Source organism: Methylomonas aurea, assembly GCF_024505045.1.
Taxonomy (GTDB): Bacteria; Pseudomonadota; Gammaproteobacteria; order Methylococcales; family Methylomonadaceae; genus Methylomonas; species Methylomonas aurea.
On the sequence record NZ_JANIBM010000001.1, the window covers coordinates 334,145 to 355,802 of the forward strand.

At 58.2% G+C, this 21,658-nt stretch carries 20 protein-coding genes; 16 read left to right on the forward strand and 4 right to left on the reverse strand.

Translation table 11 applies throughout. The annotated features are described in order from the left end of the window. The first annotated feature begins 71 nt into the window (after nucleotides 1-71). From NP603_RS01540 to NP603_RS01560, 5 genes are all read left to right on the forward strand, one after another. Nucleotides 72-1,034: a class I SAM-dependent methyltransferase gene (locus NP603_RS01540; protein WP_256609154.1), complete on the forward strand. Its 963-nt coding sequence runs from the start codon at nucleotides 72-74 to the stop codon at nucleotides 1,032-1,034. A 74-nt stretch (nucleotides 1,035-1,108) separates the two neighbouring features. Then, entirely contained in the window at nucleotides 1,109-2,698 is a 1,590-nt protein-coding gene (guaA, locus tag NP603_RS01545) for a glutamine-hydrolyzing GMP synthase (protein WP_256609155.1), read from the forward strand. A 591-nt stretch (nucleotides 2,699-3,289) separates the two neighbouring features. After that, nucleotides 3,290-4,570, forward strand: a complete 1,281-nt coding sequence (locus NP603_RS01550; protein ID WP_256609156.1) for an amidohydrolase family protein — start codon at nucleotides 3,290-3,292, stop codon at nucleotides 4,568-4,570. A gap of 94 nt (nucleotides 4,571-4,664) precedes the next feature. Further along, nucleotides 4,665-5,267 (forward strand): hypothetical protein, encoded by a 603-nt coding sequence (locus tag NP603_RS01555; RefSeq protein ID WP_256609157.1) that lies wholly within the window; start codon nucleotides 4,665-4,667, stop codon nucleotides 5,265-5,267. A gap of 166 nt (nucleotides 5,268-5,433) precedes the next feature. Continuing rightward, on the forward strand, nucleotides 5,434-6,249 hold the full coding sequence (locus NP603_RS01560) for a PP2C family protein-serine/threonine phosphatase (protein ID WP_256609158.1): 816 nt from the start codon (nucleotides 5,434-5,436) through the stop codon (nucleotides 6,247-6,249). Nucleotides 6,250-6,256: 7 nt separating this feature from the next. Here the strand turns inward: NP603_RS01560 and NP603_RS01565 are convergent, their stop codons facing one another. After that, nucleotides 6,257-6,949, reverse strand: a complete 693-nt coding sequence (locus tag NP603_RS01565) for an FHA domain-containing protein (RefSeq protein ID WP_256609159.1) — start codon at nucleotides 6,947-6,949, stop codon at nucleotides 6,257-6,259. 347 nt (nucleotides 6,950-7,296) lie between these two features. On the opposite strand from NP603_RS01565, the gene NP603_RS01570 reads away from it, so the two are divergent. Further along, on the forward strand, nucleotides 7,297-7,461 hold the full coding sequence (locus NP603_RS01570) for a hypothetical protein (RefSeq protein WP_256609160.1): 165 nt from the start codon (nucleotides 7,297-7,299) through the stop codon (nucleotides 7,459-7,461). Nucleotides 7,462-7,580: 119 nt separating this feature from the next. On the opposite strand, the gene hemL is transcribed toward NP603_RS01570, so the two are convergent. From hemL to gmk, 3 genes are all read right to left on the reverse strand, one after another. Beyond that, entirely contained in the window at nucleotides 7,581-8,864 is a 1,284-nt protein-coding gene (gene hemL, locus NP603_RS01575) for a glutamate-1-semialdehyde 2,1-aminomutase (protein ID WP_256609161.1), read from the reverse strand. A gap of 192 nt (nucleotides 8,865-9,056) precedes the next feature. Next, the gene (locus tag NP603_RS01580; protein ID WP_256609162.1) at nucleotides 9,057-9,521 is read right to left on the reverse strand and encodes a hypothetical protein; all 465 of its coding nucleotides are present in this window, start codon (nucleotides 9,519-9,521) and stop codon (nucleotides 9,057-9,059) included. An 18-nt stretch (nucleotides 9,522-9,539) separates the two neighbouring features. After that, nucleotides 9,540-10,154 carry a guanylate kinase gene (gene gmk, locus NP603_RS01585; protein ID WP_256609163.1) on the reverse strand — a complete coding sequence of 205 codons (615 nt, stop codon included), beginning with the start codon at nucleotides 10,152-10,154 and terminating at the stop codon, nucleotides 9,540-9,542. Between the two features lie 119 nt (nucleotides 10,155-10,273). Between gmk and dnaA the strand changes: the two genes are divergently transcribed. The 10 genes from dnaA to NP603_RS01635 all read left to right on the forward strand — a co-directional run bounded on the left by dnaA (nucleotide 10,274) and on the right by NP603_RS01635 (nucleotide 21,511). Beyond that, nucleotides 10,274-11,590 (forward strand): chromosomal replication initiator protein DnaA, encoded by a 1,317-nt coding sequence (gene dnaA, locus NP603_RS01590; protein WP_256609164.1) that lies wholly within the window; start codon nucleotides 10,274-10,276, stop codon nucleotides 11,588-11,590. Nucleotides 11,591-11,627: 37 nt separating this feature from the next. After that, nucleotides 11,628-11,804 carry a hypothetical protein gene (locus NP603_RS01595; RefSeq protein WP_256609165.1) on the forward strand — a complete coding sequence of 59 codons (177 nt, stop codon included), beginning with the start codon at nucleotides 11,628-11,630 and terminating at the stop codon, nucleotides 11,802-11,804. Between the two features lie 101 nt (nucleotides 11,805-11,905). Beyond that, the gene (locus NP603_RS01600; RefSeq protein WP_256609166.1) at nucleotides 11,906-12,712 is read left to right on the forward strand and encodes an ABC transporter substrate-binding protein; all 807 of its coding nucleotides are present in this window, start codon (nucleotides 11,906-11,908) and stop codon (nucleotides 12,710-12,712) included. Between the two features lie 106 nt (nucleotides 12,713-12,818). Then, on the forward strand, nucleotides 12,819-14,126 hold the full coding sequence (locus NP603_RS01605) for a DUF3422 family protein (RefSeq protein ID WP_256609167.1): 1,308 nt from the start codon (nucleotides 12,819-12,821) through the stop codon (nucleotides 14,124-14,126). Nucleotides 14,127-14,359: 233 nt separating this feature from the next. After that, entirely contained in the window at nucleotides 14,360-14,716 is a 357-nt protein-coding gene (locus NP603_RS01610) for a hypothetical protein (RefSeq protein WP_256609168.1), read from the forward strand. A 212-nt stretch (nucleotides 14,717-14,928) separates the two neighbouring features. Beyond that, nucleotides 14,929-15,603, forward strand: a complete 675-nt coding sequence (locus NP603_RS01615; protein WP_256609169.1) for a TVP38/TMEM64 family protein — start codon at nucleotides 14,929-14,931, stop codon at nucleotides 15,601-15,603. A gap of 145 nt (nucleotides 15,604-15,748) precedes the next feature. Further along, entirely contained in the window at nucleotides 15,749-16,156 is a 408-nt protein-coding gene (locus tag NP603_RS01620) for a hypothetical protein (RefSeq protein WP_256609170.1), read from the forward strand. A 196-nt stretch (nucleotides 16,157-16,352) separates the two neighbouring features. After that, entirely contained in the window at nucleotides 16,353-17,282 is a 930-nt protein-coding gene (locus NP603_RS01625; RefSeq protein WP_256609171.1) for a hypothetical protein, read from the forward strand. A 39-nt stretch (nucleotides 17,283-17,321) separates the two neighbouring features. Next, nucleotides 17,322-18,386 carry an efflux RND transporter periplasmic adaptor subunit gene (locus tag NP603_RS01630; protein WP_256609173.1) on the forward strand — a complete coding sequence of 355 codons (1,065 nt, stop codon included), beginning with the start codon at nucleotides 17,322-17,324 and terminating at the stop codon, nucleotides 18,384-18,386. Further along, a complete protein-coding gene (locus NP603_RS01635) occupies nucleotides 18,383-21,511 on the forward strand; it encodes an efflux RND transporter permease subunit (RefSeq protein ID WP_256609174.1) in 3,129 nt (1,042 codons plus the stop codon). The genes NP603_RS01630 and NP603_RS01635 overlap by 4 nt, the downstream gene beginning before the upstream one ends. The last annotated feature ends 147 nt before the right edge of the window (nucleotides 21,512-21,658 follow it).

A 21,658-nucleotide genomic window follows, 5' to 3' on the forward strand; every position in this document is an offset into this window, starting at 1 on the left:
CCGTGCCGGTCTGCGCATCGGATCCAACCTGGTCCGGTGCGAATCTCAACCCTCGAACCTCTGTAAGCGCAATGTCAGAAACTTCTTCGACCCCCTGCAATTTATGCGGCAATCACCATGTCAGCGTGCTGTCCATGCGTAGCCGAAGCGGCGCCCAATTACGCACTGTGATCTGCGACCACTGCGGCTTGGTCTGGAGCGATCCGTTTCCGCACGACCCGCGCCAGTTTTACGAGGAGGAGTACCGGCTGGATTACAAAAAGACCTATGCGCCGCAAGCCAAGCACATATTGCGTGCCGGCCGAGTGGCGATCGAACGCCACGACAAGATCAAGCATTTGCTGCAAAGCCGGAAAAACATGCTCGACGTCGGCACCGGCGGCGGCGAGTTCGCTTACCTGATGAAGGCCCTCGGCCACGACATTCAAGGTATCGAACCGAATAAAGGCTATGCCGAATACTCCAAAGCCCAGTACCAGTTGAACTTGCAGGTCGGCTTTGTCCAGGACGGCGACTTTACCGATGCCAGCTTCGACTTGATTACCATCTGGCATGTGCTGGAACACACCGCGGACCCTGGTTCGGTACTCGGCATTTTGCGCAAGTTATTGAAACCCGACGCGACGTTGGTCGTGGAAGTACCGAATGTCGAAGCGGTGTGCCAATCGCCGGCCAGCAGTTTCCACGAAGCGCATCTGTTCAACTTCAATGTGCAAACGCTGCAAAAAATGGGCGAAAAAGCCGGCCTGCATGCGGTCGGCCATTTGCTGTCGGCGGACGGCGGCAACCTGACCATGTTCTTCCAGCCTACCGATACCGCTGCCGAGACGGATTGGCGGCTGCCGGGCAATGCCGAGCGGATCAGCGCTGTGGTCAAAGGCCATACCAATTTACGCCATTACATGCGAGCGGCGCCGTATTTGCGATTTGTGAAAAAGTTGCAACGTACCATTGCCGAGCGCAACTTGAGCCAGCAAGTCGCAGACAGTAAAACCTTGCTCGATCAACTTTACCGCGAGCATCGGCTGCTGTGACAGCCGGCGCCAATAGCCAATATTATCGGGCCTTAACCGGTTAAGGCCTCTCCAGCATCATCGAAGGTTACACCGTGACGAATCCTGCCGCCGCCAACATCCATTCCGACAAAATCCTTATCCTCGACTTCGGTTCGCAATACACGCAATTGATCGCCCGCCGCATCCGCGAAATCGGCGTTTATTGCGAAATTTACTCCTGCGATAGTTCCGATGCCGAAGTCACAGCTTTCGGCGCCAAGGGCATCATCCTGTCCGGCGGCCCGGAGACCGTGACCAGCAGCGACACGCCGCGCGCACCGCAAGCCGTGTTCGAACTGGGCGTGCCGGTACTGGGGATTTGCTACGGCATGCAGACCATGGCCGAGCAATTGGGCGGCAAGGTCGAGTCCTCCGACCACCGCGAATTCGGTTACGCCCAAATCCGTGCCCGCGGCCACTCCAAACTGTTGAAGGACATCGAAGACCACGTCTCGGCGGAAGGTTACGGCCTGCTGGACGTCTGGATGAGCCACGGCGACCGCGTGGTCGAACTGCCGGCAGGCTTCAAGCTGATCGCTAGTTCCGACGGCGCACCGATTGCCGGCATCGCCGACGAAGAGCGCAACTTTTACGCGCTGCAATTCCATCCGGAAGTCACGCATACCAAACAGGGCGGCCGCATCCTGGGCCGCTTTGCTTTGGAGATCTGCGGCTGCCAAGCCTTATGGAACGCGAGCAACATCATCGAGGACAGTATCAAGGCGGTGCGGGAAAAAGTCGGCAGCGACCAAGTCATTCTCGGCTTGTCCGGCGGCGTCGACTCGTCGGTGGTTGCCGCGTTATTGCATCGCGCCATCGGCGAACAACTGACCTGCGTTTTTGTCGATACCGGCTTGTTACGCCTGCACGAAGGCGACCAAGTCATGGCAATGTTCGCCCAGCACATGGGCATCAAAGTGATTCGTGTCGACGCAGAGGCCCGTTACATGGCGGCTTTGGCCGGCATCAACGACCCGGAACAAAAACGCAAGATCATCGGCGGCCTGTTCGTCGAAATCTTCGACGAGGAAGCCGGCAAACTGACCGATGCCAAATGGCTGGCGCAAGGCACCATCTACCCGGACGTGATCGAATCGGCCGGCGCCAAAAGCGGCAAGGCGCATCTGATCAAATCCCATCACAACGTCGGCGGTCTGCCGGAAAACATGACCTTGAAACTGGTCGAACCGCTGCGCGAATTGTTCAAGGACGAAGTGCGCAAGCTCGGCCTGGAACTGGGCCTGCCGGCCGACATGATCCACCGCCATCCCTTCCCCGGCCCCGGTTTGGGCGTACGTATCCTCGGCGAAGTCAGAAAGGAATACGCTGACCTGTTGCGCAAGGCTGACGACATCTTCATCGCCGAACTGCGCAACCACGGCCTGTACGACAAAGTCAGCCAAGCCTTCGCGGTTTTCTTGCCGGTCAAATCCGTCGGCGTGATGGGCGACGGCCGCAAATACGACTACGTTGTGGCACTGCGCGCCGTGGAAACCATAGACTTCATGACCGCCCGCTGGGCGCATCTGCCCTACGACTTTTTGGACTTGGTCTCAAGACGCGTCATCAACGAAGTGCCAGGGATTTCGCGGGTGACTTACGACATTTCGGGCAAGCCGCCGGCAACGATCGAGTGGGAGTAGTGGCTTAACGTGAACTATTGCAATAATTGCTGATTCAAGATTCACACAGCAAAAACAGCCGTTGTTTCTGCTGTGCCTTTCCATAAAGTTACACAAAAACTGAAAAAATGTGACTACTGAAAGCCAGAGTCACCTTGTTTGTGCATCGGTTTGACGGATGCGTTCATCGGTCGGCTCCCGAGGTGTGAAAATGAAAGGGTGCACCGCCAGTCGAACGGGCAGACGCCGAAACCGATAAACACGGCATATTTTTCCCAACTGTTCCCGTTCCGGCCGAATGCCATTGTCCGGCCGCGTAGCGGTGATGCCACCCTCCGCCCGGAGGCCGCGGCATCGCCGAATAGCGCAGAGCCGGATCCTGTCAACTGAGCCCGGATGCATTCCGGAAAATAAATACGTCTGCCATAACAAAGACTCCGTTCCGCATAAATCCGCAGCGGGTTAAACCGATAAGATAGCCCGCGGCCAACCCAGCAAACATCGCCTATTAACAGACTGATTTTACTGGCGATTAATGCCGTGAGCCATCCGGCGGAACTGGCCGGTTATTCATTCCGGACATAACTAAAACTGATTCGACAAGGACTCCTTATGCCACGCACCCCGCTATCGTTTACTTTAAATACCCTGGCCCTCGCTTTCTTGGCAGGCTCGGCGCCGAGCTACGCCGCCACCGCTCCGGTATCCTGCAAATTAATCAGCGCCGCCCGCCTGTTCGATGGCAACGAAGTGCAATTCAACAAAAGCGTGCTGGTGGTCGGCGACAAAGTAAAGGCCGTCGGCGATTACGCCAGCCTGAGCGGCCAATGCGCGACTCGTTACAACCTGGGCGACGCGACGATTCTGCCGGGCTTCATCGAGTCGCACGCCCACGTCACGTTTCAGAACGTCAGCAAGGACAAAATCCTGGAACACGGTATTACCACCGTGCAGGATACCGGCGGGCCATTGATGCCTCCTCAAGGCGGCAACGGCAGCCTGCGCCTGTTGAGCACCGGACCGATTCTGCAAGCGCAGGGCGGTTATCCGCTAAATGTATTCACGCCGGACGATACCGGCGGCGGTTTCGATAAGGTCGGTTTGGCCATCGCCGCCAACGCCACGGAAAGCCAGGTTAGGGCCGTGGTGCAGAATCTGGTAGCCGGCGGCGCCTCGGCGATCAAGATCGCGTTGGAACCGGGCGGCGAAGCCGGTGCGCCGTGGATGATGTCGCACGGCCACGGCGACGTCCCGGCGGCTCCCTGGCCGATATTGTCGCAGCAGCAAGTGGCTTGGATCGTCAGCGAGGCGCATAACCACGGCAAACGGGTACTGGCTCATGTCGGCGAAAACGCCGGTTTCGAGATCGCCTACGCGGCCGGCGTTGACATGTTGGCCCATATGCCCTGCGCGGCGCTCGACGCCAATCTGCTGCACTCCGCGGTACACGATGGCATGGAATTCATGACCACGATCGACACCTTGGCCTCATGCGGCGCCGGCCTTTACCAAAACGCCCATACGGTGGGCCACGTTTACCAGGAGCATGCCGGCGAGGGCTTGGCCTTTCCAATGGTTTACGGCTCCGAAATCGCCCACGATAACGTGCCGTGGGGCATCAACGGCGAGGAATTGCATCTGATGTTGCACATGGGTAGCGGCGATTCTATCGATTTCGGCGACGTATTGAACGTACTGCGCTCGGCTACCTCGGCCGCCGCTGCGCGCCTGGCCACCGGCATTCCCGGACTCGGCACGCTATCTGCGAATGCACCGGCCGATTTGATCGCGGTCAAGGGCAATGCGCTGGAACGCTTCAAATTGCTGGAATACCCGGATTTGGTCATGTCCGGCGGCAAACTGGTGGTGAATAAATTCTCGCCGACCCGCTAACCGTCGCGCTACCGACTACCAGTCGGCGCAGCGCCATCGCGGCGGCGGGTATCCACCGGTTTCCATTCTTTAATCGCTTTTATCTGATACGGCCATGAATAAACTTCATCTCGCATTATTTTGTTTCGCTTTATCCATTCTTAGAGTCGGCAACGCCGACGCCGCCATTTTGAATTTCGACGACGTGACCGCCGATGCCGAAGCGGCGATCGCCGACGGCTACGCCGGACTGAATTGGTCCAATTTCTGGGTACAGAACCCGCAATTGGCCCAGGTCGCGGATTTCGATTCCGGCTTTTACCACGGCGTCGTGTCGCCCGATTATTCGGCTTTCAACGCCGATGGCGGCCCGGCCAGCATACGGTCAAACAGCCTGTTCGATTTCCGCTCCGCATATTTCGCTGCCGCTTTTCGCTGGGGCATGCAGATTACCGCGACCGGTTACCGGGACGGCGACCTGCTTTACCAACAGCAATTGCTGGTCAACACCGACGCCGCACAGTTGTTCAACCTGAACTTTGCCGGCATCGACAGGCTGGAATTCATTGCCAGCGGCGGCGAGGACTATCTCGGCGCCGGTTTCCATTTCACGCTGGACAACGCCGACATCGCGGCGCCGGTGCCGCTTCCGGCGGCAGCATGGCTATTCGGCTCGGCCTTGGCGGGACTGCTGGGATTGCAGCGGCGTAACGCATAGATTGCTGAAGATTCCGTATAAGTTGAAACCGCCTTCGGGCGGTTTTTTATGCAGCTTGCTGCCGTTGCCGCCGGCAATTCGAAGCCTCGGCCTTGACAATTCGGCCGGTTGCGGCCACTTTTCGATGGCGCACTTCGTTCAACTCCCCTTTTTCAAGGACATAGCCATGCCGGCCGCACGCATCTTCAACCGATATTTCGTTTATGGCGCCAGCGATCCGGGTCGGGTGCGCGCGGCCAACGAGGACGCCATGTTGCTAAATGCTGCAACCGGCCTTTGTTTGCTGGCCGACGGCATGGGCGGCCACGGCCGGGGCGATATCGCCAGCCAACGCACCGTCGCCGAAGTCGACCGGCTGATCGCCCGGCATTTACCGGTGGCGCCGGTAAGTAACGGCTCGACCTGGCTCGGCCGTTGGCTCAAGCGTCCGAGCGGAACCGACAACGGCCTGCCGGCAAGGCAACTCGAGGTATTGGCCGACATCGTGCGGGAAGCCAACCGCGCACTGTACTTGAGCAACCGGGAGAACGGGGCGGTCGACGGCATCGGGAGCGGCACCACCTTGGTCGGTTGCCGCTTCCTGCCCGGCATTGCGCAGCTGCAGATATTCCACGTCGGCGACAGCCGCTTGTACCGCTGGCGCGGCAACGCTTTGCAACTGTTGACCGCAGACCACTCGCTGTATCGGCAGTGGCGCGACGGCGGCCAAATCGGCGAGCAACCGGCTGCAAACCAGTTATATCAAGCTATCGGCCCCAATCCGGCGATCGAACCGGAAACGCAACTGGTCGAAATCGCGCCCGGCGACGGTTTCCTGATGTGTTCCGACGGTTTGACCGGCATGTTGGGGGATGCTGAAATCGCGGCCTTGTTGTCGGGCCTGGCTCCGGACAACCTGGAAGCCAAAACCCGGGCCCTGGTCGCTGCCGCCAATGCCGCCGGCGGCAAAGACAACATCACGGTGGTTTTGATCTGCCAGTAACGCCGCGCTATTGCTCGACGAATTTCAGCAGCACCTTTTTCACCAAAATATTGTCGTCGTTACTCAAGCGCACCTGATGGCCGACTTCGCGTCCGTTCAAACGGATGCGCTTGTTGACGACCGGGGTCAGGTAATAATGGTCGCCGAGGCGGATGATTTCGGCGATCAGTTTCGGCGTAAACCAGCCGCCCACCCGCACGTTACACTGCGCGCCCTTGCCGATCGTGTAGTAATCCTTGTTCAGCAGCAGTTTGTTGATGTTGCGGGCTTCGCCGTGTATCAGTAGCGCATGGTTGCCGGGTCGAGCCGCCGGTGCGGCCTGCCCGGAAGCGGCCGCCGGGTTGACCAGCAGCGTCCGGTCGAAATCCGCCGCTTGCCCGGCTTGGGCGACATTGCCGGCGGGAGAGGTGGGTTGGTCGACGAATTTCAAATCGTGCTTGCCGACGCTAATCACGTCGCCGAAGCGCAGTTTTTGCCGGCCGGCGATCTTGGTCCCGTTCAAATAGGTACCGTTGGTGCTGTTCATATCCTCCAGCCACCATTCGCCGCCCTGGCGGGAAATCGCCGCATGCACCAGAGATACGCCCTTATTGCCGATATGCACCTGGTTGTAGCTGGCTCGGCCGATGCTGCAGGCCTGATCGCCGATCTCGACCACGTTTTGCAACGAACTGTTGAAGTAAATCTCGACAAAACTCATGTATCCACCCTGCATTGATTGCGCAAACAGGACAAGTATTGGTCGGAGTCGGCAAAATGTCATGCTCTAATTTGCGACGTAGCGGTCAAGCTTGCTTTCGAACATGCTGCTTGCCCGGAACTTTGGCGGCCGAAATTTGAACGTGCGCACAAATATTGGCCGGCGCAGCGGCCTCCGCTATATCGGTGTCTTGCGCATGATCGGGTTAAACCGTAATACTCGCGGCAAAAATTGTGCGCCAATATCGGTAGCGCTATTGAAAAACCGGGACGACGCCCCCATATTACCGGGCCGGCCCCAGATCAAGCTGAGTAGCCTCGAAGATTTAGACTTAACGGAGAAAATATATGTTGAAGAAATGCCCTCATTGCAACCGCGTCAGCGACACCGACGATTTTTGCACGTTACACGGCAAGGCCCGGGTGACGATGAAACCGGTGATCGATTTCAAATCCACGGCCATTCAAGAGCCTAAAGTGCAAAAATCGGCTGCGGAGCAAGAAGTACTTTAATCCGACCGGCAAACATCGCTTCAATGCCGCCGGACGGCGGGTCCGGCGGCGCCTATGTCGCTCACCGAAGCGGTTCTCAGTGTTTCTGATAACCGCAAATGGTGCAGCGGATAATTAGTTTAGGCAGAAGCCTTAAACACCGCGGCGGCAGCCTCCACTGTGGCCTGCAAATCCCGCTCGTTATGGGCGGCGGAAACGAAGCCGGCCTCGAACGCCGACGGCGCCAAGTACACTCCCCGATCCAGCATCCCATGGAAGAAGCGCTTGAAGCGCTCGACATCGCAAGCCATGACTTGAGCGAAGCGGGTGATGGATTTTTCCGCGCTGAAGAACAGACCGAACATGCCGCCGACCTGGTTGGTGGTGAACGGGATACCGGCTTGATCGGCTGCGGCTTGCAGGCCAGCTAGCAGTTCGGCGGTTTTGGCGGCCAACTCTTCGTAAAAATCCGGCGCTGAAATCAATTCCAGCGTTTTCAATCCCGCCGCCATTGCCACCGGGCAACCGGACAAGGTGCCGGCCTGGTAAACCGGGCCTAATGGCGCCAGATACTCCATGATCTTGCGGCTGCCGCCGAAGGCGCCGACCGGCAGGCCGCCGCCGATGATTTTGCCCAGCGTAGTCAGGTCCGGTTTGATGCCATACAGACCTTGCGCGCCTTGCAGGCCGACGCGAAAGCCGGTCATCACTTCGTCGAAAATCAGCACGCTGCCATAGTGGTCGCAGACGTCGCGCAGGGATTGCAAAAAGCCCGGTTCGGGCGGGATGCAATTCATGTTACCGGCCACTGGCTCGACGATGATGCAGGCGATTTGCTCGCCGAGTTCGGCGAAGGTTTGTTTGACGGCGTCGCTGTCGTTGTAGGCCAAGGTGATGGTGTCGGCGGCCAATGCGGCCGGAACGCCCGGCGAACTGGGTACGCCCAGGGTCAACGCGCCCGAGCCGGCTTTGACCAGCAAAGAGTCGGAATGGCCGTGGTAGCAGCCTTCGAACTTGACGATCTTGTCGCGGCCGGTGTAGCCGCGCGCCAAGCGCAGCGCGCTCATCGTCGCTTCGGTGCCGGAGCTGACCATGCGTACCATATCGATCGACGGCAGCAGCTCGCAGACTTTTTGCGCCATGACGGTTTCGATTTCGGTCGGCGCGCCGAAACTGAGGCCTTTTTCGGCGCTGTGCTTGACCGCATCAATCACGGCCGGATGAGCGTGGCCGAGAATCATCGGCCCCCAGGAGCCGACATAATCGATATAGCGCTTGCCTTCGCTGTCCCAGACGTAGGCGCCTTGGGCGCGATCGAAATACACCGGCGTGCCGCCGACGCCCTTGAAGGCGCGTACCGGCGAGTTGACGCCGCCGGGAATGACTTTTTGGGCTTGGGAAAACAGTTCGCTGGATAATGTCATGGTCTGTGAAATCGGGTTGGGTTTGACCGAGCCTAAAGCGCAAGGCCGGCGGGAATATTTTGGGGGTCGACAAGCGGAAATACCGCCGGTTTTCCGCGATCGGCGGCCGGCCATGGCCGCTAACAGCAGCCGGGTCGAATCGGGCCGCCGGCGCCGGCGGTGCTGCCGGACGCACTCGCGGCCCGTTTGCCGTTAGTTGGCGGAATTATCCGAAGGTTTGCCGAACAAATGCGGACCTTTCGGCTGCGGTTTGTTTTGCAAACAGAAATATGCGGCGGCATCGAATTTGATGCCCAGAGTCTGGGTATCTTCGTGGTCCTCGATATATTTTTCGGCATCGATTTCCGACAGGTCCTTCATGATGTGCTCGGCGATGCAATCGCAGGTTTGCTTGAAGCGCGGTTCGTCGACATCCTTGTTGGTCGAATTTTTCAATTCGCGCTCGACGCATTTGGCCGAGAACTCCTTTTCGAACAGGCGTTTTTCCGAACCGGAGGCTTCGCCGGTATCGTCGCGGTGCACGGATTTCTTCGCGGCAGTCGATTTGGCGGTTTTCGGGGCTTCAGCATCGGCTTTATCGTCCGAGCATGCCGATAACAGCAACAAAGCAGGAAGCAGAGCGAGGGCGCAAGCCCGTTTCAAGGAAATGTTTTTCATGGTGTGTGCTAGGTAATTTTAGTTGAGTAAGTCCTGTAATAACCCGGCCAGCATTTGTTGCTGGACGTCCTGGCGCAAGCGGTTGGCGACGATGATGCTTTTCAATTGGCTCAAGGCCAGCTCGAAATCGTCGTTGACGATCAGGTAATCGAACTCCGGATAATGGCTCATTTCGGTCACCGCATCGCGCATGCGCCGGGCGATGACTTCGGCGTCGTCCTGGCCGCGGTTTTGCAGACGTTCCCGCAAAACCTCGATCGACGGCGGCAAAATGAAGATCGATTGGCTGGCCGGAACCATGCGTCGCACCTGCTGCGCGCCTTGCCAGTCGATTTCCAGAATCACATCCAGGCCGGACGCCAGATTGTCGTCCACGGTCTGTTGCGCAGTGCCGTAAAAATTGTCGAATACTTGCGCGTGTTCCAGAAACGCCTGGTTTTCGATCATGCTTTTGAATTCGTCGACCGAGACGAAAAAATAATCCGTGCCGTGGCGCTCGCCGCTACGCATCGCTCGCGTGGTATGCGAAACCGACACCGTCAAACCGTCCAGTTCGGCAAACAGTTGTTTGACCAAGCTGGTTTTGCCGGCGCCGGACGGCGCGGAAATGATATAAAGTCTGCCCGTAGTCATTTATTTATTCAGGGTTATCCATGCGGCCGCCATTCTTTTCTGATAACGCCCAAGAGTCAAGCCCCGCCGCGTGCTGTGGTATGATGCAGAGCCTTGCTAAGCCCCCTTCTTGAATGCCGATGAGTGTGATTTGGAACAACTGCCTGGCCAAACTGGAACATGAAATCCCAAGCGCGGATTTCAGTACCTGGATCAGGCCGCTGCAAGCGGTGGAGTCGGACAGCCAACTGAAGTTGCTCGCTCCCAACCGTTTCATTATCGACCATATCAAACAACACTTTTTTTCGATCATTGAAGACGCGGTCAACGAGTTCTCGAATGCGACGCTGTCCGTGCATTTCGAGATCGGCTCCAAAAAGTCGCCGGCCATCAAGGCGCCGACCTTGAGCAAGAGTTCGACGCAGAAAAAAAACCAGCCCAATTTTCTGAACAAGGCCTTTACCTTCGAGAGCTTCGTCGAAGGTAAATCCAACCAGTTGGCGCGGGCGGCGTCGGTCACGGTTTCGGACAATATCGGCAAGGTCTACAACCCGCTGTTCATTTACGGCAGCTCCGGCTTGGGCAAAACCCATTTGATGCATGCCATCGGCAACGCGGTGCTGTTGAAAAAGCCGGACGCCAACATCGTCTATCTGCATTCGGAAAAATTCGTGCAGGACATGGTCAAGGCCCTGCAACAGAACAGCATCAACCAGTTTAAAGAGTACTACCGCAGCATCGACATCTTGTTGATGGACGACATCCAGTTTCTGGCCGGCAAGGAGCGTTCGCAGGAGGAGTTTTTCCATACCTTCAACAATCTGCTGGATAACAAGCATCAGGTGGTTCTGACCTGCGACAAATACCCGAAGGAAATCGACGGCCTGGAAGACCGGCTGAAATCGCGCTTCGGCTGGGGCTTGCCGGTGGCGATCGAGCCGCCCGATTTGGAAACCCGTACCGCAATTCTGATCAAAAAAGCCTTGCAGGTCGGCGTCGAGCTGGACCAGGAAATCGCTTTTTTCATCGCCAAACGCATCCCGTCCAACGTGCGCGACCTGGAAGGCGCGCTGCGGCGGGTAGTGGCCAACTCCCAATTCACCGGCCGCGAAATCACGTTGGAGTTCACCAAGGAAGCGCTGCACGATTTGATCAGCCTGCAGGACAAGCTAATCAGCATCGACAACATCCAGAAAACTGTGGCGGAGTATTTCAAGATTCGGGTCGCCGATTTGTCGTCGAAAAACCGCAAGCAATCCATCACCCGACCGCGGCAGGTCGCGATGAGCCTGGCGCGCGAGTTGACCTCCCACAGTTATCCGGAAATCGGCGACGCCTTCGGCGGCCGCGACCATACCACCGTGATCAACGCCTGCAAACGCGTCGCCGAACTGAAGGAAGAGGATGTGAAAATGGCGGAAGATTACAAAAACCTGCTGCGGACCCTGTCGCATTGACCTGCCAGACTGGCTGCAGCGAGAAACCGGCTGCGCGATGAAACGCCATCTGCTCAGTGCCGCGATTTTTCTGGCCGCAACCTTGCTTTATCTGGTAGGTTATTCCAAAGCCAGCGCTGCCGCGGCGATTGCCGGAGGCGTATTCGAAGCTTGGTTTTGGCTCAGAATGTTCGAGCAGCAGCAGAACGACGATATCGACCCGGCGAACCGATAAAGTTAGCCACAGCCCGGCTACGAGCGCCTCGATCCGCGCTCATGGAAAACGGCGGAAAGGAACCGAGTAACCGATAAGGAACAGATCATCAAGGATTCAACATGAACGGCCCGCAACGCATTGTTTGTCTGACCGGCGAAACCACCGAAGTACTGTATCTGCTGAACCAGCAATGGCGCGTCGTCGGCATTTCCGGTTACACCACCCGCCCGGCGGCGGCGCGCAAGGAAAAACCCAAGGTTGCCGCATTCACCTCGGCCGACATCGGCAAAATCGTGGCGTTGGCTCCCGATCTGGTGTTGACCTGCACCAATCTGCAGGCCGACATTGCCGCAGCGTTGATCAAAGCCGGCATCGAAGTGCATGCCTTCAACCAACGCTCGCTGGCCGGCATCCTGCAAATGGTTTCTACGCTGGGGGCGCTGGTCGACGCCGCCGAAGCTGCAGCCGCATTGCGTGCGGAGCTGGAACGGTTGGCGGCCGCTGCTCGCGCCGAGGCCGAATCGGTAACGGCTAAACCCAGAGTCTACTTCGAGGAATGGAACGATCCGCTGATCAGCGGTATCGGCTGGGTCTCCGAACTGATCGAGTTGGCCGGCGGCAGCGATTGCTTCGCGGAATTGGGCCGCCAAGCCGCGGCCAAGGACCGAATCATTGCCGACCCGAACCAAGTCGTCGCACGCCAACCCGACATCATCGTCGGCTCCTGGTGCGGCAAGAAGTTCCGGCCCGAGCAAGTCGCGGCCCGCCCCGGCTGGGCCGATATTCCTGCTGTACGCAACGGCTTCGTCCGCGAAATTAAATCGGCCGACATTTTACAACCCGGACCGGCGGTGTTTCAGCACGGCCTGCGGCAGCTGCAGGATATCGTCCGGCAATGGTCGGCATCGCGAGCCGCGCATGGTTAATCCCGCTCTTCAACGCAAATCTTCGGCCGCAGCCAAACCGCTGCCGCAGTTCCGGACTGCAACGAGCCGCGGCTCGGCTATCTCACAGACATTCAACTGACCTCCCGTGGCTACTTTATTTCAAATTCCGCCCAACCATCCGCAACGCTTCGTGCTGCATAACGAAGTCCACGCCCGCGCCTCGTCGATTCGCAGCCTGCCGGTGCGCGCCAGCTACCTGGCCTTGGCTTTGTCCGGCGAAGAAAAACTGCGCGAACGCCAGCATCTGGTTGCGCTGTGCCAACGCTACGGTGCCGCGCCGCCCGATAACGATGCCGACCATTTCGGCGCCGTGTTCGATGCGTTTCAAATGAGTTGGGAACAGCACGGCGAATTCAGCACCTACACCTTTTACGCCTACGACGGCGAGATCGAACCCTTCAGCGAACCGGCCCTGAAAAAAGTACCGGTGGACTGGCTGGCGAAAATCGGCGGGCAAACCATGGTCGCTGCGCATGCCAGCGTGGTTTCGGCTGCCGATGCGGATTACCAGGATGGCATGGATTTAAGCCCGCTATCGGCCTATTTTGCCGGTAACCCTATCGTCGGCTCCAAGGTGACCGGCGGTGCGGCGTCGGTCTTCACCGATTTTCGGATTCACGTCGACGGTTTCAGCCGCTTCCTGGTCGTCGACCAAAACCTGAAAACCGCCCAGGCCGGACGCCTGCTGCACCGCCTGTTCGACATCGAGGTTTACCGGGTACTGGCATTGCTGGCGTTTCCGATCGCCCGCAAACTCTATCCGGAACTGAAAAAAGCCGACCGCCAGTTGTACGCGATCACCAATTCGATGACCCAGCCGGATGCCGACGACGCCAAATTGCTCGACGAACTGACCGCACTGGCGGCTGAAGTGGAAAACCACATTTCGTCGCACCAGTTTCGGTTCGCCGCGGCCAGCGCTTATTACCATCTGGTCGGACAACGGCTGGAGGATTTGCGCGAAGCGCGGATTCAAGGCATCCAGACGCTAGGCGAGTTCATCAAGCGCCGGCTGGAACCGGCGATGAACACCTGCGCCTCGACCTCGCACCGCTTCAACTTGATTTCGGAACGGGTCAGCAACGCCAGCCAGTTGCTGCGCACCAAGGTCGATATCATCATCGAACGCCAGAACCAGGGCCTGCTGTCGTCGATGGCCTTGCGCGCCAAAATGCAACTGCGCATGCAACAAACGGTCGAAGGCATCTCGATGGTGGCGATCACGTATTATGCCGCCAGCCTGGTCGGCAAAATCGCCGAAGCGTTGCACGAGGCCGGGTGGCACGTCGATCCGGAAATTGCCGAGGGCGTAGCGATTCCGTTCATTTTCATTGTGGTCGGCCTCGCCACCAAACGCATCCACCGCATTATCGAAAATACGACGGACTTATGAATTTTGCGGAACCGAATGCCTGAGAGTTTATGGAGAGTTCTATACTTTGCGGGTCGAGATTGGCGCCACAACCGATTCGAAACTGCCGCCGATTAACTTGGTATAAGCCGATAAAATAAAATCTTCGAATTGAAATTAAAATGAAACTTCGCGTTGTTCTAAAAAGATTCTCGCATCCGCAAGTTAGAAGGCGATTGAAAATAGGCCTGTCGCTTTGGGCCGCCGCTATCGTTTTGAGTTTGATTTCCAAAATATCCTACGATATCGGTTATTTCAAAGCCCAATCCCTGATCGAACAAAAGAACGCTGCAATGCCGGTGGCGCGCCAGTTTCTGACTCAGGAGGCGGCGCAGCGCATCGTCTCCGGGGCATTGAAGGAAGATCCGAACTACCCGAAAACTGTGGTGCTGCAAGTTACCGACAACAACCCGAAACTATCGACGATTATCGTCGAAAATAACAAGCAAAAGCACATTGCCTGGATTATCGACATGCGCTTGTATTTCACCGGCGATCTGTTCAGCGATAATGGCTACAATTTAACCCAGGCCATGGAATATCAAAATAACATTACCGCCGGTCCGCGTTGATTAATTGCGCCGGATAAATTGAAGCGGAATTTCGCCGAGATAAAATCCGAAACAGCTCGATTCGAATGGTTTGTTGCCACACCGGTCGCTCGATTGCCTGCTGCCTGTCATACTCCGGTCATACACCTGTGGTCGAATAGCCCTAGTCCGACCGCGGCCAAGGTCCGCCTGTCGGCCCTACCCAACCAGCAACCGATTACTCAGCCAAACCGATGCTTAGCCAGTCGAAGATATTCGCCATTTTGTTGGTATTGGCGTTGAGCGTCGCCGCATTCAGGCACGGCACACCCGGTTTACAGGATATCCAGAACCACAAACAGGCCATAGGCCTGTTCGTCGGCAGCCACTATGGAGTTTCAGTGGCTTTATTCTTTGCGTTGTGTGTGATCTTTATCAACTCGCCGCTACCGTTGGCGGCGGCGATGAAAATCCTATCCGGCTATTTATTCGGCTTCTACTTGGGCACGGTTTACAACGTCGGCGCGACCCTGCTGGCCTGTTTGGTCGGATTTTGGCTCAGCCGCTATGCCTTCCGCCGCCGCTTCGAGCAATTGTTTTACGCCCGGCTGGAAAGCATCGAACACGAAATCGAACGTAATGGCCTGTACTATTTCTTCAGTCTGCGCGTCGCCATGGTGGTGCCTTACTTCCTGATCAACATCGTCGCCGGGTTGTCGCGGTTATCGTTCAGGGATTATCTGCTCAGCACCGTACTCGGCGTACTGCCGGCCTCATTGATTTACGCCAACGGCGGCGAACGTTTGGAACGGATCCGTTCCGCCGCAGAATTGTTCGAGTGGCAAACGGCCTGCTCGCTGGCGCTAGTAGCCGCCGCCAGTCTGCTTCCGGTATGGTTACGCCGCGGCGACCGCCGTTCGGACTATTAACCAGGCCGTTAAATACCGTTCGCCTGAATGTTCTCGGAGTACCTGGAGTGTCGAAGGGCGCGTCCCATCGGGCTTCGACCGCCTGCGCGGAGTACCAGCAATAATTCAGGCCGGGTCGATAAGCCCGATGCATTAGTGCGGAGACGTGCCGCATCCGCACCGCGATTCGCTGACCGCCGACAGCGCGGTGCTGGAGGAAGAGCCGAGCCGAATGCAAACTGCTTCCGATATATTGCAGCGCCAGGGCGAACAACTGACGGCGCAACCAAGCGCATTGCGCGAAACCGGGCGGTCCTTGAGGGGTGAAATCAAGGAAAGCGGTTTCACCGAACGGCGCAAACAGGCCGCCGACGTCACATTGGCAGAGACTGTCGAGATGGTGCGCGAAGCCGGCTATGCCCGCGCTGCGCATTGCCCTGCTTTGAAAACGATGCCCGGCGAAGTCCTGGCCGAACGGCAGATCAAGGTCGATTCCTACGACAACCGCGAACGGGAAATGCACGATTGGTTGCTAGCGGACGTCGACGCCGAAGCCACGAAACTGCGGCGATAGCTTAGGCCAAAATGTCGGGCTGGAGCAGGAGTGTGTCGATTTCGGCCGCTTGCTGTCACAGCTCGCGGCATTGTGCCTAGAGCCGAAATAGCGGGTGCGTCGGGCAAATCGGGGCTCGGGCAGTTGGTGGGAATATCGATCCGATGCTAGCATTTCGAGAGAATAGTCTCGGACCACATAACCGCGGAGGCCCTACATGCATTCGGACATTCAGGACGTTTTCACCCAGCTTCACATCGACATCGCCCGCAATTCCACGGACGATTTCAATCTGTTTCACGATCCGCACAAGTGGCAGCGGATCAAAGACAATCCGTTCGGCGGGCCGATATCGCTGGGTTTTCAATTGGAGTCTCTGATCGAAGGCAGAATTGCCCGGTTGCGTGCCAGCCGGGAGGAGACTGATGTCATCGAGCAGCACGGATTGCATTTCAGCAACTATCAATTTACCTTCGCCAATGTGGTCAAACCCGGCCAGATTTTGCAGGTCGAGATTAAAGACAGCCAGTTCAAAACCGAGCCAGAGCCGGTATTGAGCAACCGTATCGTGGTCAAAGCCGACGGCAACCTAGCCTTGATGGGCTACAAAAAAGAAACGGCCGAGCCGTTGTTTTTGCCGAACCCGAACCTGGCGCGCATCGGCGAATTGAAAATCCAGCCCGATCGCTGCTTTTTACCTAACGGCTTTTTCCTGAAGCGCAAATTCATGATGACCAGCAATGCCAAGAATTTTCTGTGTGCGTCGCTGCGCGACCAAACCGAATATTTCGACGAGTTGCAGGATAAAGTCAAATTTCCGGAAATGTTCCCCTGTGCCTTGCTGTCCAGCGCGCTGTTGGAAAAAGCCCTGAAATGGTTGCACGATTTCGAGCGCAATCCGATGGTCTATACTTCCCACAAGATCAGTATCGACCGGCGCTTGCTGGCGCAACTGAGGAGTAACGACGCGTTGCATATCCTGATCAAGCCTGCGCAGGATTGCGCCGCCCACGATTTCGGCGATCTGAAGGCGACTCCGCTGGATTACGAATGTTACGGCTTGTTCGGCTCGGATAACCTGGTGTTGTTTCGGGCTTCGATTTCCTTAACGCCTTTGGAACTGATCACTAAAGCGGTGCAGAAATGATGATTGGCAATCCCGCGGAGTTTTTTTCAAGGAGAATCAATGAAAGTCTTTTTGACGATGTCGCTCTTGTTGCTCGGCGCCTGCCAACAAGAAGTTGCGACATCGCCGAAACCGCGTCCGGCGGAGGTGGTTGAAGTCGGCGAACAAACCCGGGCGGCACCGACCGTGTTGGTCGGAGAGGTGCGTTCCCGTTACGAAAGCGGGCAAGGATTCCGGATCGCCGGCAAAATCGTACAGCGTTTGGTCGAACGCGGAAGCCTGGTCCGCAAAGGGCAGGTGCTAGCCAGATTGGACGATACCGACACCAGCCTGTCCGCGCGGGCCGTGCAAGCCGAACTGCGCGTTGCCGAGGCCGATCTGGCGCTGGCGCAGGCGGAATTGGACCGGCAGCGCCGCTTGTTCGAACGCAAATTCGTTTCCGGCCAAGCATTGGATATTCAGGAGGCCAAATTCAAATCCGCCCAAGCCCGCGTCAAACAAGCCGGCGCCGAAGCCGCCGTCAGTGGCAACCAATCCCGCTATACCCAATTGCAGGCCGACCGCGACGGCGTGGTCACCGAAATCCGCGCCGAACCGGGGCAGGTGGTCGAAGCCGGCGAAGTGGTGGTACGAATTGCGGCGACCGACAGCCTGGAAGTAGCGATTTCCGCGCCGGAGTCGCACATCGGCGGCGTAGCCGTTGGTGCGGCGGCCGAGGTCAGGCTCTGGGCTTTACCGAATAAAACTTACCGCGGATCGGTGCGGGAAGTGGCGCCGGCCGCCGACAGCGTGACGCGGACCTTCCAATTGCGGGTGGCTTTGGCCGACGCCGATGCCGGCGTGCATCTGGGCATGACCGCCGGAGTTCGCTTCGACGCGGCAACCGACCAGGTCTGGTTGTTGCCGTCCACCGCCGTGACCCAGCGCGACGGCCGCACCGTGGTCTGGGTGGTGGAACCTGCGACCGGCGCCGTGGCGCCGCGCCCGGTGCAGACCGGTCCGTTCCGCGAGGACGGCACCATCGTCAGCCAGGGCTTGCAGGGCGGCGAGTTGGTGGTTGCCGTCGGTACGCAGACTCTGGTGCCGGGCCAGATCGTGCTACCGGTCAGCAGGGAGCGGCCATGAGCGGACGCTTCAACCTGTCCGAGTGGTCGTTACGCCACCCGGTTTTGGTGTTATATGCCTTATTGGCGTTAACGCTGATCGGCGCCGTTTCCTACAGTCGGCTCGGCCAATCCGAGGATCCGCCGTTTACCTTCAAGTTGATGGTGGTGCGCACCGGTTGGCCGGGTGCCAGCGCCCGCGAAGTCGAGCAGCAAGTCACCGACAAGCTGGAAAAAAAACTGCAGGAAGTGCCGTGGCTGGACAACCTGCGCAGTTATTCGCGGCCGGGAGAATCGCTGATTTTCGTGCTGGCCAAGGATTCGACGCCGCCGGCGGAAGTGCCGAATATTTTTTACCAGGTGCGGAAAAAAATTTTCGATATCCGCCATACCTTGCCCGACGGTGTCGAGGGGCCGACCTTCAACGACGAATTCGGCGACGTCTACGGCAATCTGTATGCCCTGGCCGGCGAAGGTTACGACTATGGCGCGCTGAAACGCTACGCCGAATCGGTGCGCGCCGAGTTGTTGCGGGTCGCGGACGTGGCGAAAGTCGATTTCTTCGGCGAGCAGAAGCAGCGGATTTATATCGATTTGTCCAACGCCAAACTGGCGACGCTCGGCATCGACACTGCGACGCTGATCCGTACCTTGCAGACCCAGAATCTGGTGGCCGGCAGCGGCAGTTTCGATTTTCACGACGAGCATGTCCGGGTGTCGGTCAGCGGCCGCTACGATAGCCTCGACCAGTTGCGCGACCTCAGATTGCGCGCCAATAACCACGAATTCAGATTGGGCGACGTCGCCAGCGTCAGCCGCGGTTTCGAGGAGCCGCCGCACGACCGGGTGCGTTATAAAGGCCGCGACACATTGTTGATCGGCGTGTCGATGCGCGACGGCGGCGATATCATCCAACTGGGCCGTAATCTGGACGCGGCGGCCGCGGCGGTACAAACCCAATTGCCGGTCGGATTGGAATTGCATCCGGTGTCGTCGCAACCGCACGCGGTGCAGCGCTCGGTCAACGAATTCGTCAAATCGCTGGCCGAAGCCTTGGTCATCGTGCTGGGCGTCAGCCTGATGTCTTTGGGGCTGCGGACCGGCGTCGTCGTCGCGATCAGCATTCCGGTGGTATTGGCGGCGACGTTTTGGCTGATGCATTTGTTCGGCGTCGGTTTGCACAAGATTTCGCTGGGAGCGCTGATTCTGGCGCTGGGCTTGTTGGTAGACGATGCCATTATCGCGGTGGAGATGATGGCCTCGAAACTGGAGCAGGGCTGGGAGCGGACCCGCGCCGCGGCCTTTACTTACACCTCGACGGCAATGCCGATGTTGAGCGGGACTCTGGTCACGGCGGCCGGTTTTCTGCCGATCGCGACCGCGGCATCGTCGACCGGCGAATATACCCGTTCCATGTTCCAGGTGGTAGTGATTGCGTTGCTGGTGTCCTGGCTGGCCGCGGTGGTGTTTGTGCCGTATTTGGGTTTCCATTTGCTGCCGGAATGGCGCGACGGACGGCAGCCGGACTCGGCCTGGCGCCGATTATGGTCAAGATGGGCCGGAGTCGAGCCGCCCGGCGCCGTCCACGCGGATTTGTATCAAACCCCGTTTTACCGGCGTTTTCGCGCGTTGGTGGCAGCTTGCGTGGTACACCGCGGCTGGGTGATTCTGCTGACGCTGGCCCTGTTTGCCGCGGCGATTTTCGGATTCAAGTTCGTCCAGCAGCAGTTTTTTCCGGATTCGACCCGGCCGGAACTGATCGTCGATTTGCGGCTGGCCGAAGGCGCGTCCTATGCCGCGACCGAAAGCGAGGTGAAAAAGCTGGAGGCCTGGCTGGAGCAGCAGGACGGCATCGACAATTACGTGGCCTATGTCGGCACCGGCAGCCCGCGTTTCTATCTGCCGCTGGACCAACAATTGGCGCAACGCAGTTTTGCGCAATTGGTGGTTTTGACCCAAGGTCCGGTCGAACGCGAGGCGCTACGGGAAAAATTGATCCGTTTGTTCGAACAGGATTTTCCAGGCTTGCGCGGCAGCGTGTTGCGTTTGGAAAACGGGCCGCCGGTCGGCTTTCCGGTGCAGTTTCGCGTGTCCGGGCCGGATTTGCCGACCCTGCAGGCCATCGCCCGCCAAGTCGCCGACGTGATGCGCGCCAACCCGCATCTGTCGAATGTGCAGCACGATTGGGAAGAGCCGGTGAAAGTGGTGCGGATCGATGTCGACCAGTCCAAAGCCCGCTTGCTCGGCGTGGCATCCAGCGACATCGCCAATCTGGTCAATGGCGCCTCGCAGGGTTTATACGTCAGCGAGTTTCGCGAGGGCATCGAACGCATCGATTTGCTGGTGCGCGGCACCGCCACCGAGCGCAAGCACTTGTCGCGGCTGGAAAATCTGATGATCCCGTCCGCCGACGGCCACAGCGTGCCGCTGTCGCAGATTGCCAAGCTGCAATACGTTTTCGAAGAGGGCGTGATCTGGCGCAGGAATCGGTTGCCGACCGTGACGGTGCGCGCCAATCTGTACGGCAATATCCAGGCGCCGGTAGTGTCGGCCCAGGTCGAAGGCCAACTGGAAGGTATCAAGCGGCAATTGCCGCTCGGTTACCGCTTGGAAGTCGGCGGCGCGGTGGAGGAATCGGCCAAGGGCGGCGAATCGGTGGCTGCCGGCATGCCGCTGTTTTTGTTCAGCGTATTGACGGTGTTGATTATCCAGTTGCAAAGTTTTTCGCGGATGTTGCTGGTGCTGCTGACCGCACCGTTGGGCATGATCGGCGTGACCTTGTTCCTGTTGGTGTTCCACCAGCCGTTCGGCTTCGTGGCGATGTTGGGTACGATCGCGTTGTCCGGCATGATCATGCGCAATTCGGTGATCCTGGTCGATCAGATCGAGCAGGACAAGCGCGCCGGGAGCTCGGACTTCAATGCCATCGTCGATTCCACCGTGCGCCGGTTCCGGCCTATCGTGCTGACCGCGGCGGCGGCGATTCTGGCAATGATTCCGTTGACCCGTAGCGCGTTTTTCGGGCCGATGGCCGTTGCGATCATGGGTGGTTTGACCGTAGCCACCATTTTGACTTTGTTGTTTCTGCCGGCGCTGTATGCTGCCTGGTTCCGGGTTGCAGTCCCCGGCGCGCAAATCGATTCTTGATTCGCATTTTCCATTCCGGCCGTTGGTCGCCTTCGGCCACGGACGGTCCCTTAGCCTTACCGGCTCAAATATCTAATTTTCTGATAACTATATGCCGATATAGCATTAATAGTTTGATCGCTTGCGCTGGCATAATGCAGCCGTTAT

Excerpts from the sequence above, each read along its gene's own strand:
- NP603_RS01540 (WP_256609154.1), top strand. The coding sequence starts at position 72 with ATGTCAGAAACTTCTTCGACCCCCTGCAATTTATGCGGCAATCACCAT.
- NP603_RS01550 (WP_256609156.1), top strand. The coding sequence starts at position 3,290 with ATGCCACGCACCCCGCTATCGTTTACTTTAAATACCCTGGCCCTCGCT.
- NP603_RS01555 (WP_256609157.1), top strand. The coding sequence starts at position 4,665 with ATGAATAAACTTCATCTCGCATTATTTTGTTTCGCTTTATCCATTCTT.
- NP603_RS01560 (WP_256609158.1), top strand. The coding sequence starts at position 5,434 with ATGCCGGCCGCACGCATCTTCAACCGATATTTCGTTTATGGCGCCAGC.
- NP603_RS01565 (WP_256609159.1), bottom strand. The coding sequence starts at position 6,949 with ATGAGTTTTGTCGAGATTTACTTCAACAGTTCGTTGCAAAACGTGGTC.
- NP603_RS01570 (WP_256609160.1), top strand. The coding sequence starts at position 7,297 with ATGTTGAAGAAATGCCCTCATTGCAACCGCGTCAGCGACACCGACGAT.
- hemL (WP_256609161.1), bottom strand. The coding sequence starts at position 8,864 with ATGACATTATCCAGCGAACTGTTTTCCCAAGCCCAAAAAGTCATTCCC.
- NP603_RS01580 (WP_256609162.1), bottom strand. The coding sequence starts at position 9,521 with ATGAAAAACATTTCCTTGAAACGGGCTTGCGCCCTCGCTCTGCTTCCT.
- gmk (WP_256609163.1), bottom strand. The coding sequence starts at position 10,154 with ATGACTACGGGCAGACTTTATATCATTTCCGCGCCGTCCGGCGCCGGC.
- dnaA (WP_256609164.1), top strand. The coding sequence starts at position 10,274 with ATGAGTGTGATTTGGAACAACTGCCTGGCCAAACTGGAACATGAAATC.
- NP603_RS01595 (WP_256609165.1), top strand. The coding sequence starts at position 11,628 with ATGAAACGCCATCTGCTCAGTGCCGCGATTTTTCTGGCCGCAACCTTG.
- NP603_RS01600 (WP_256609166.1), top strand. The coding sequence starts at position 11,906 with ATGAACGGCCCGCAACGCATTGTTTGTCTGACCGGCGAAACCACCGAA.
- NP603_RS01615 (WP_256609169.1), top strand. The coding sequence starts at position 14,929 with ATGCTTAGCCAGTCGAAGATATTCGCCATTTTGTTGGTATTGGCGTTG.
- NP603_RS01625 (WP_256609171.1), top strand. The coding sequence starts at position 16,353 with ATGCATTCGGACATTCAGGACGTTTTCACCCAGCTTCACATCGACATC.
- NP603_RS01630 (WP_256609173.1), top strand. The coding sequence starts at position 17,322 with ATGAAAGTCTTTTTGACGATGTCGCTCTTGTTGCTCGGCGCCTGCCAA.
- NP603_RS01635 (WP_256609174.1), top strand. The coding sequence starts at position 18,383 with ATGAGCGGACGCTTCAACCTGTCCGAGTGGTCGTTACGCCACCCGGTT.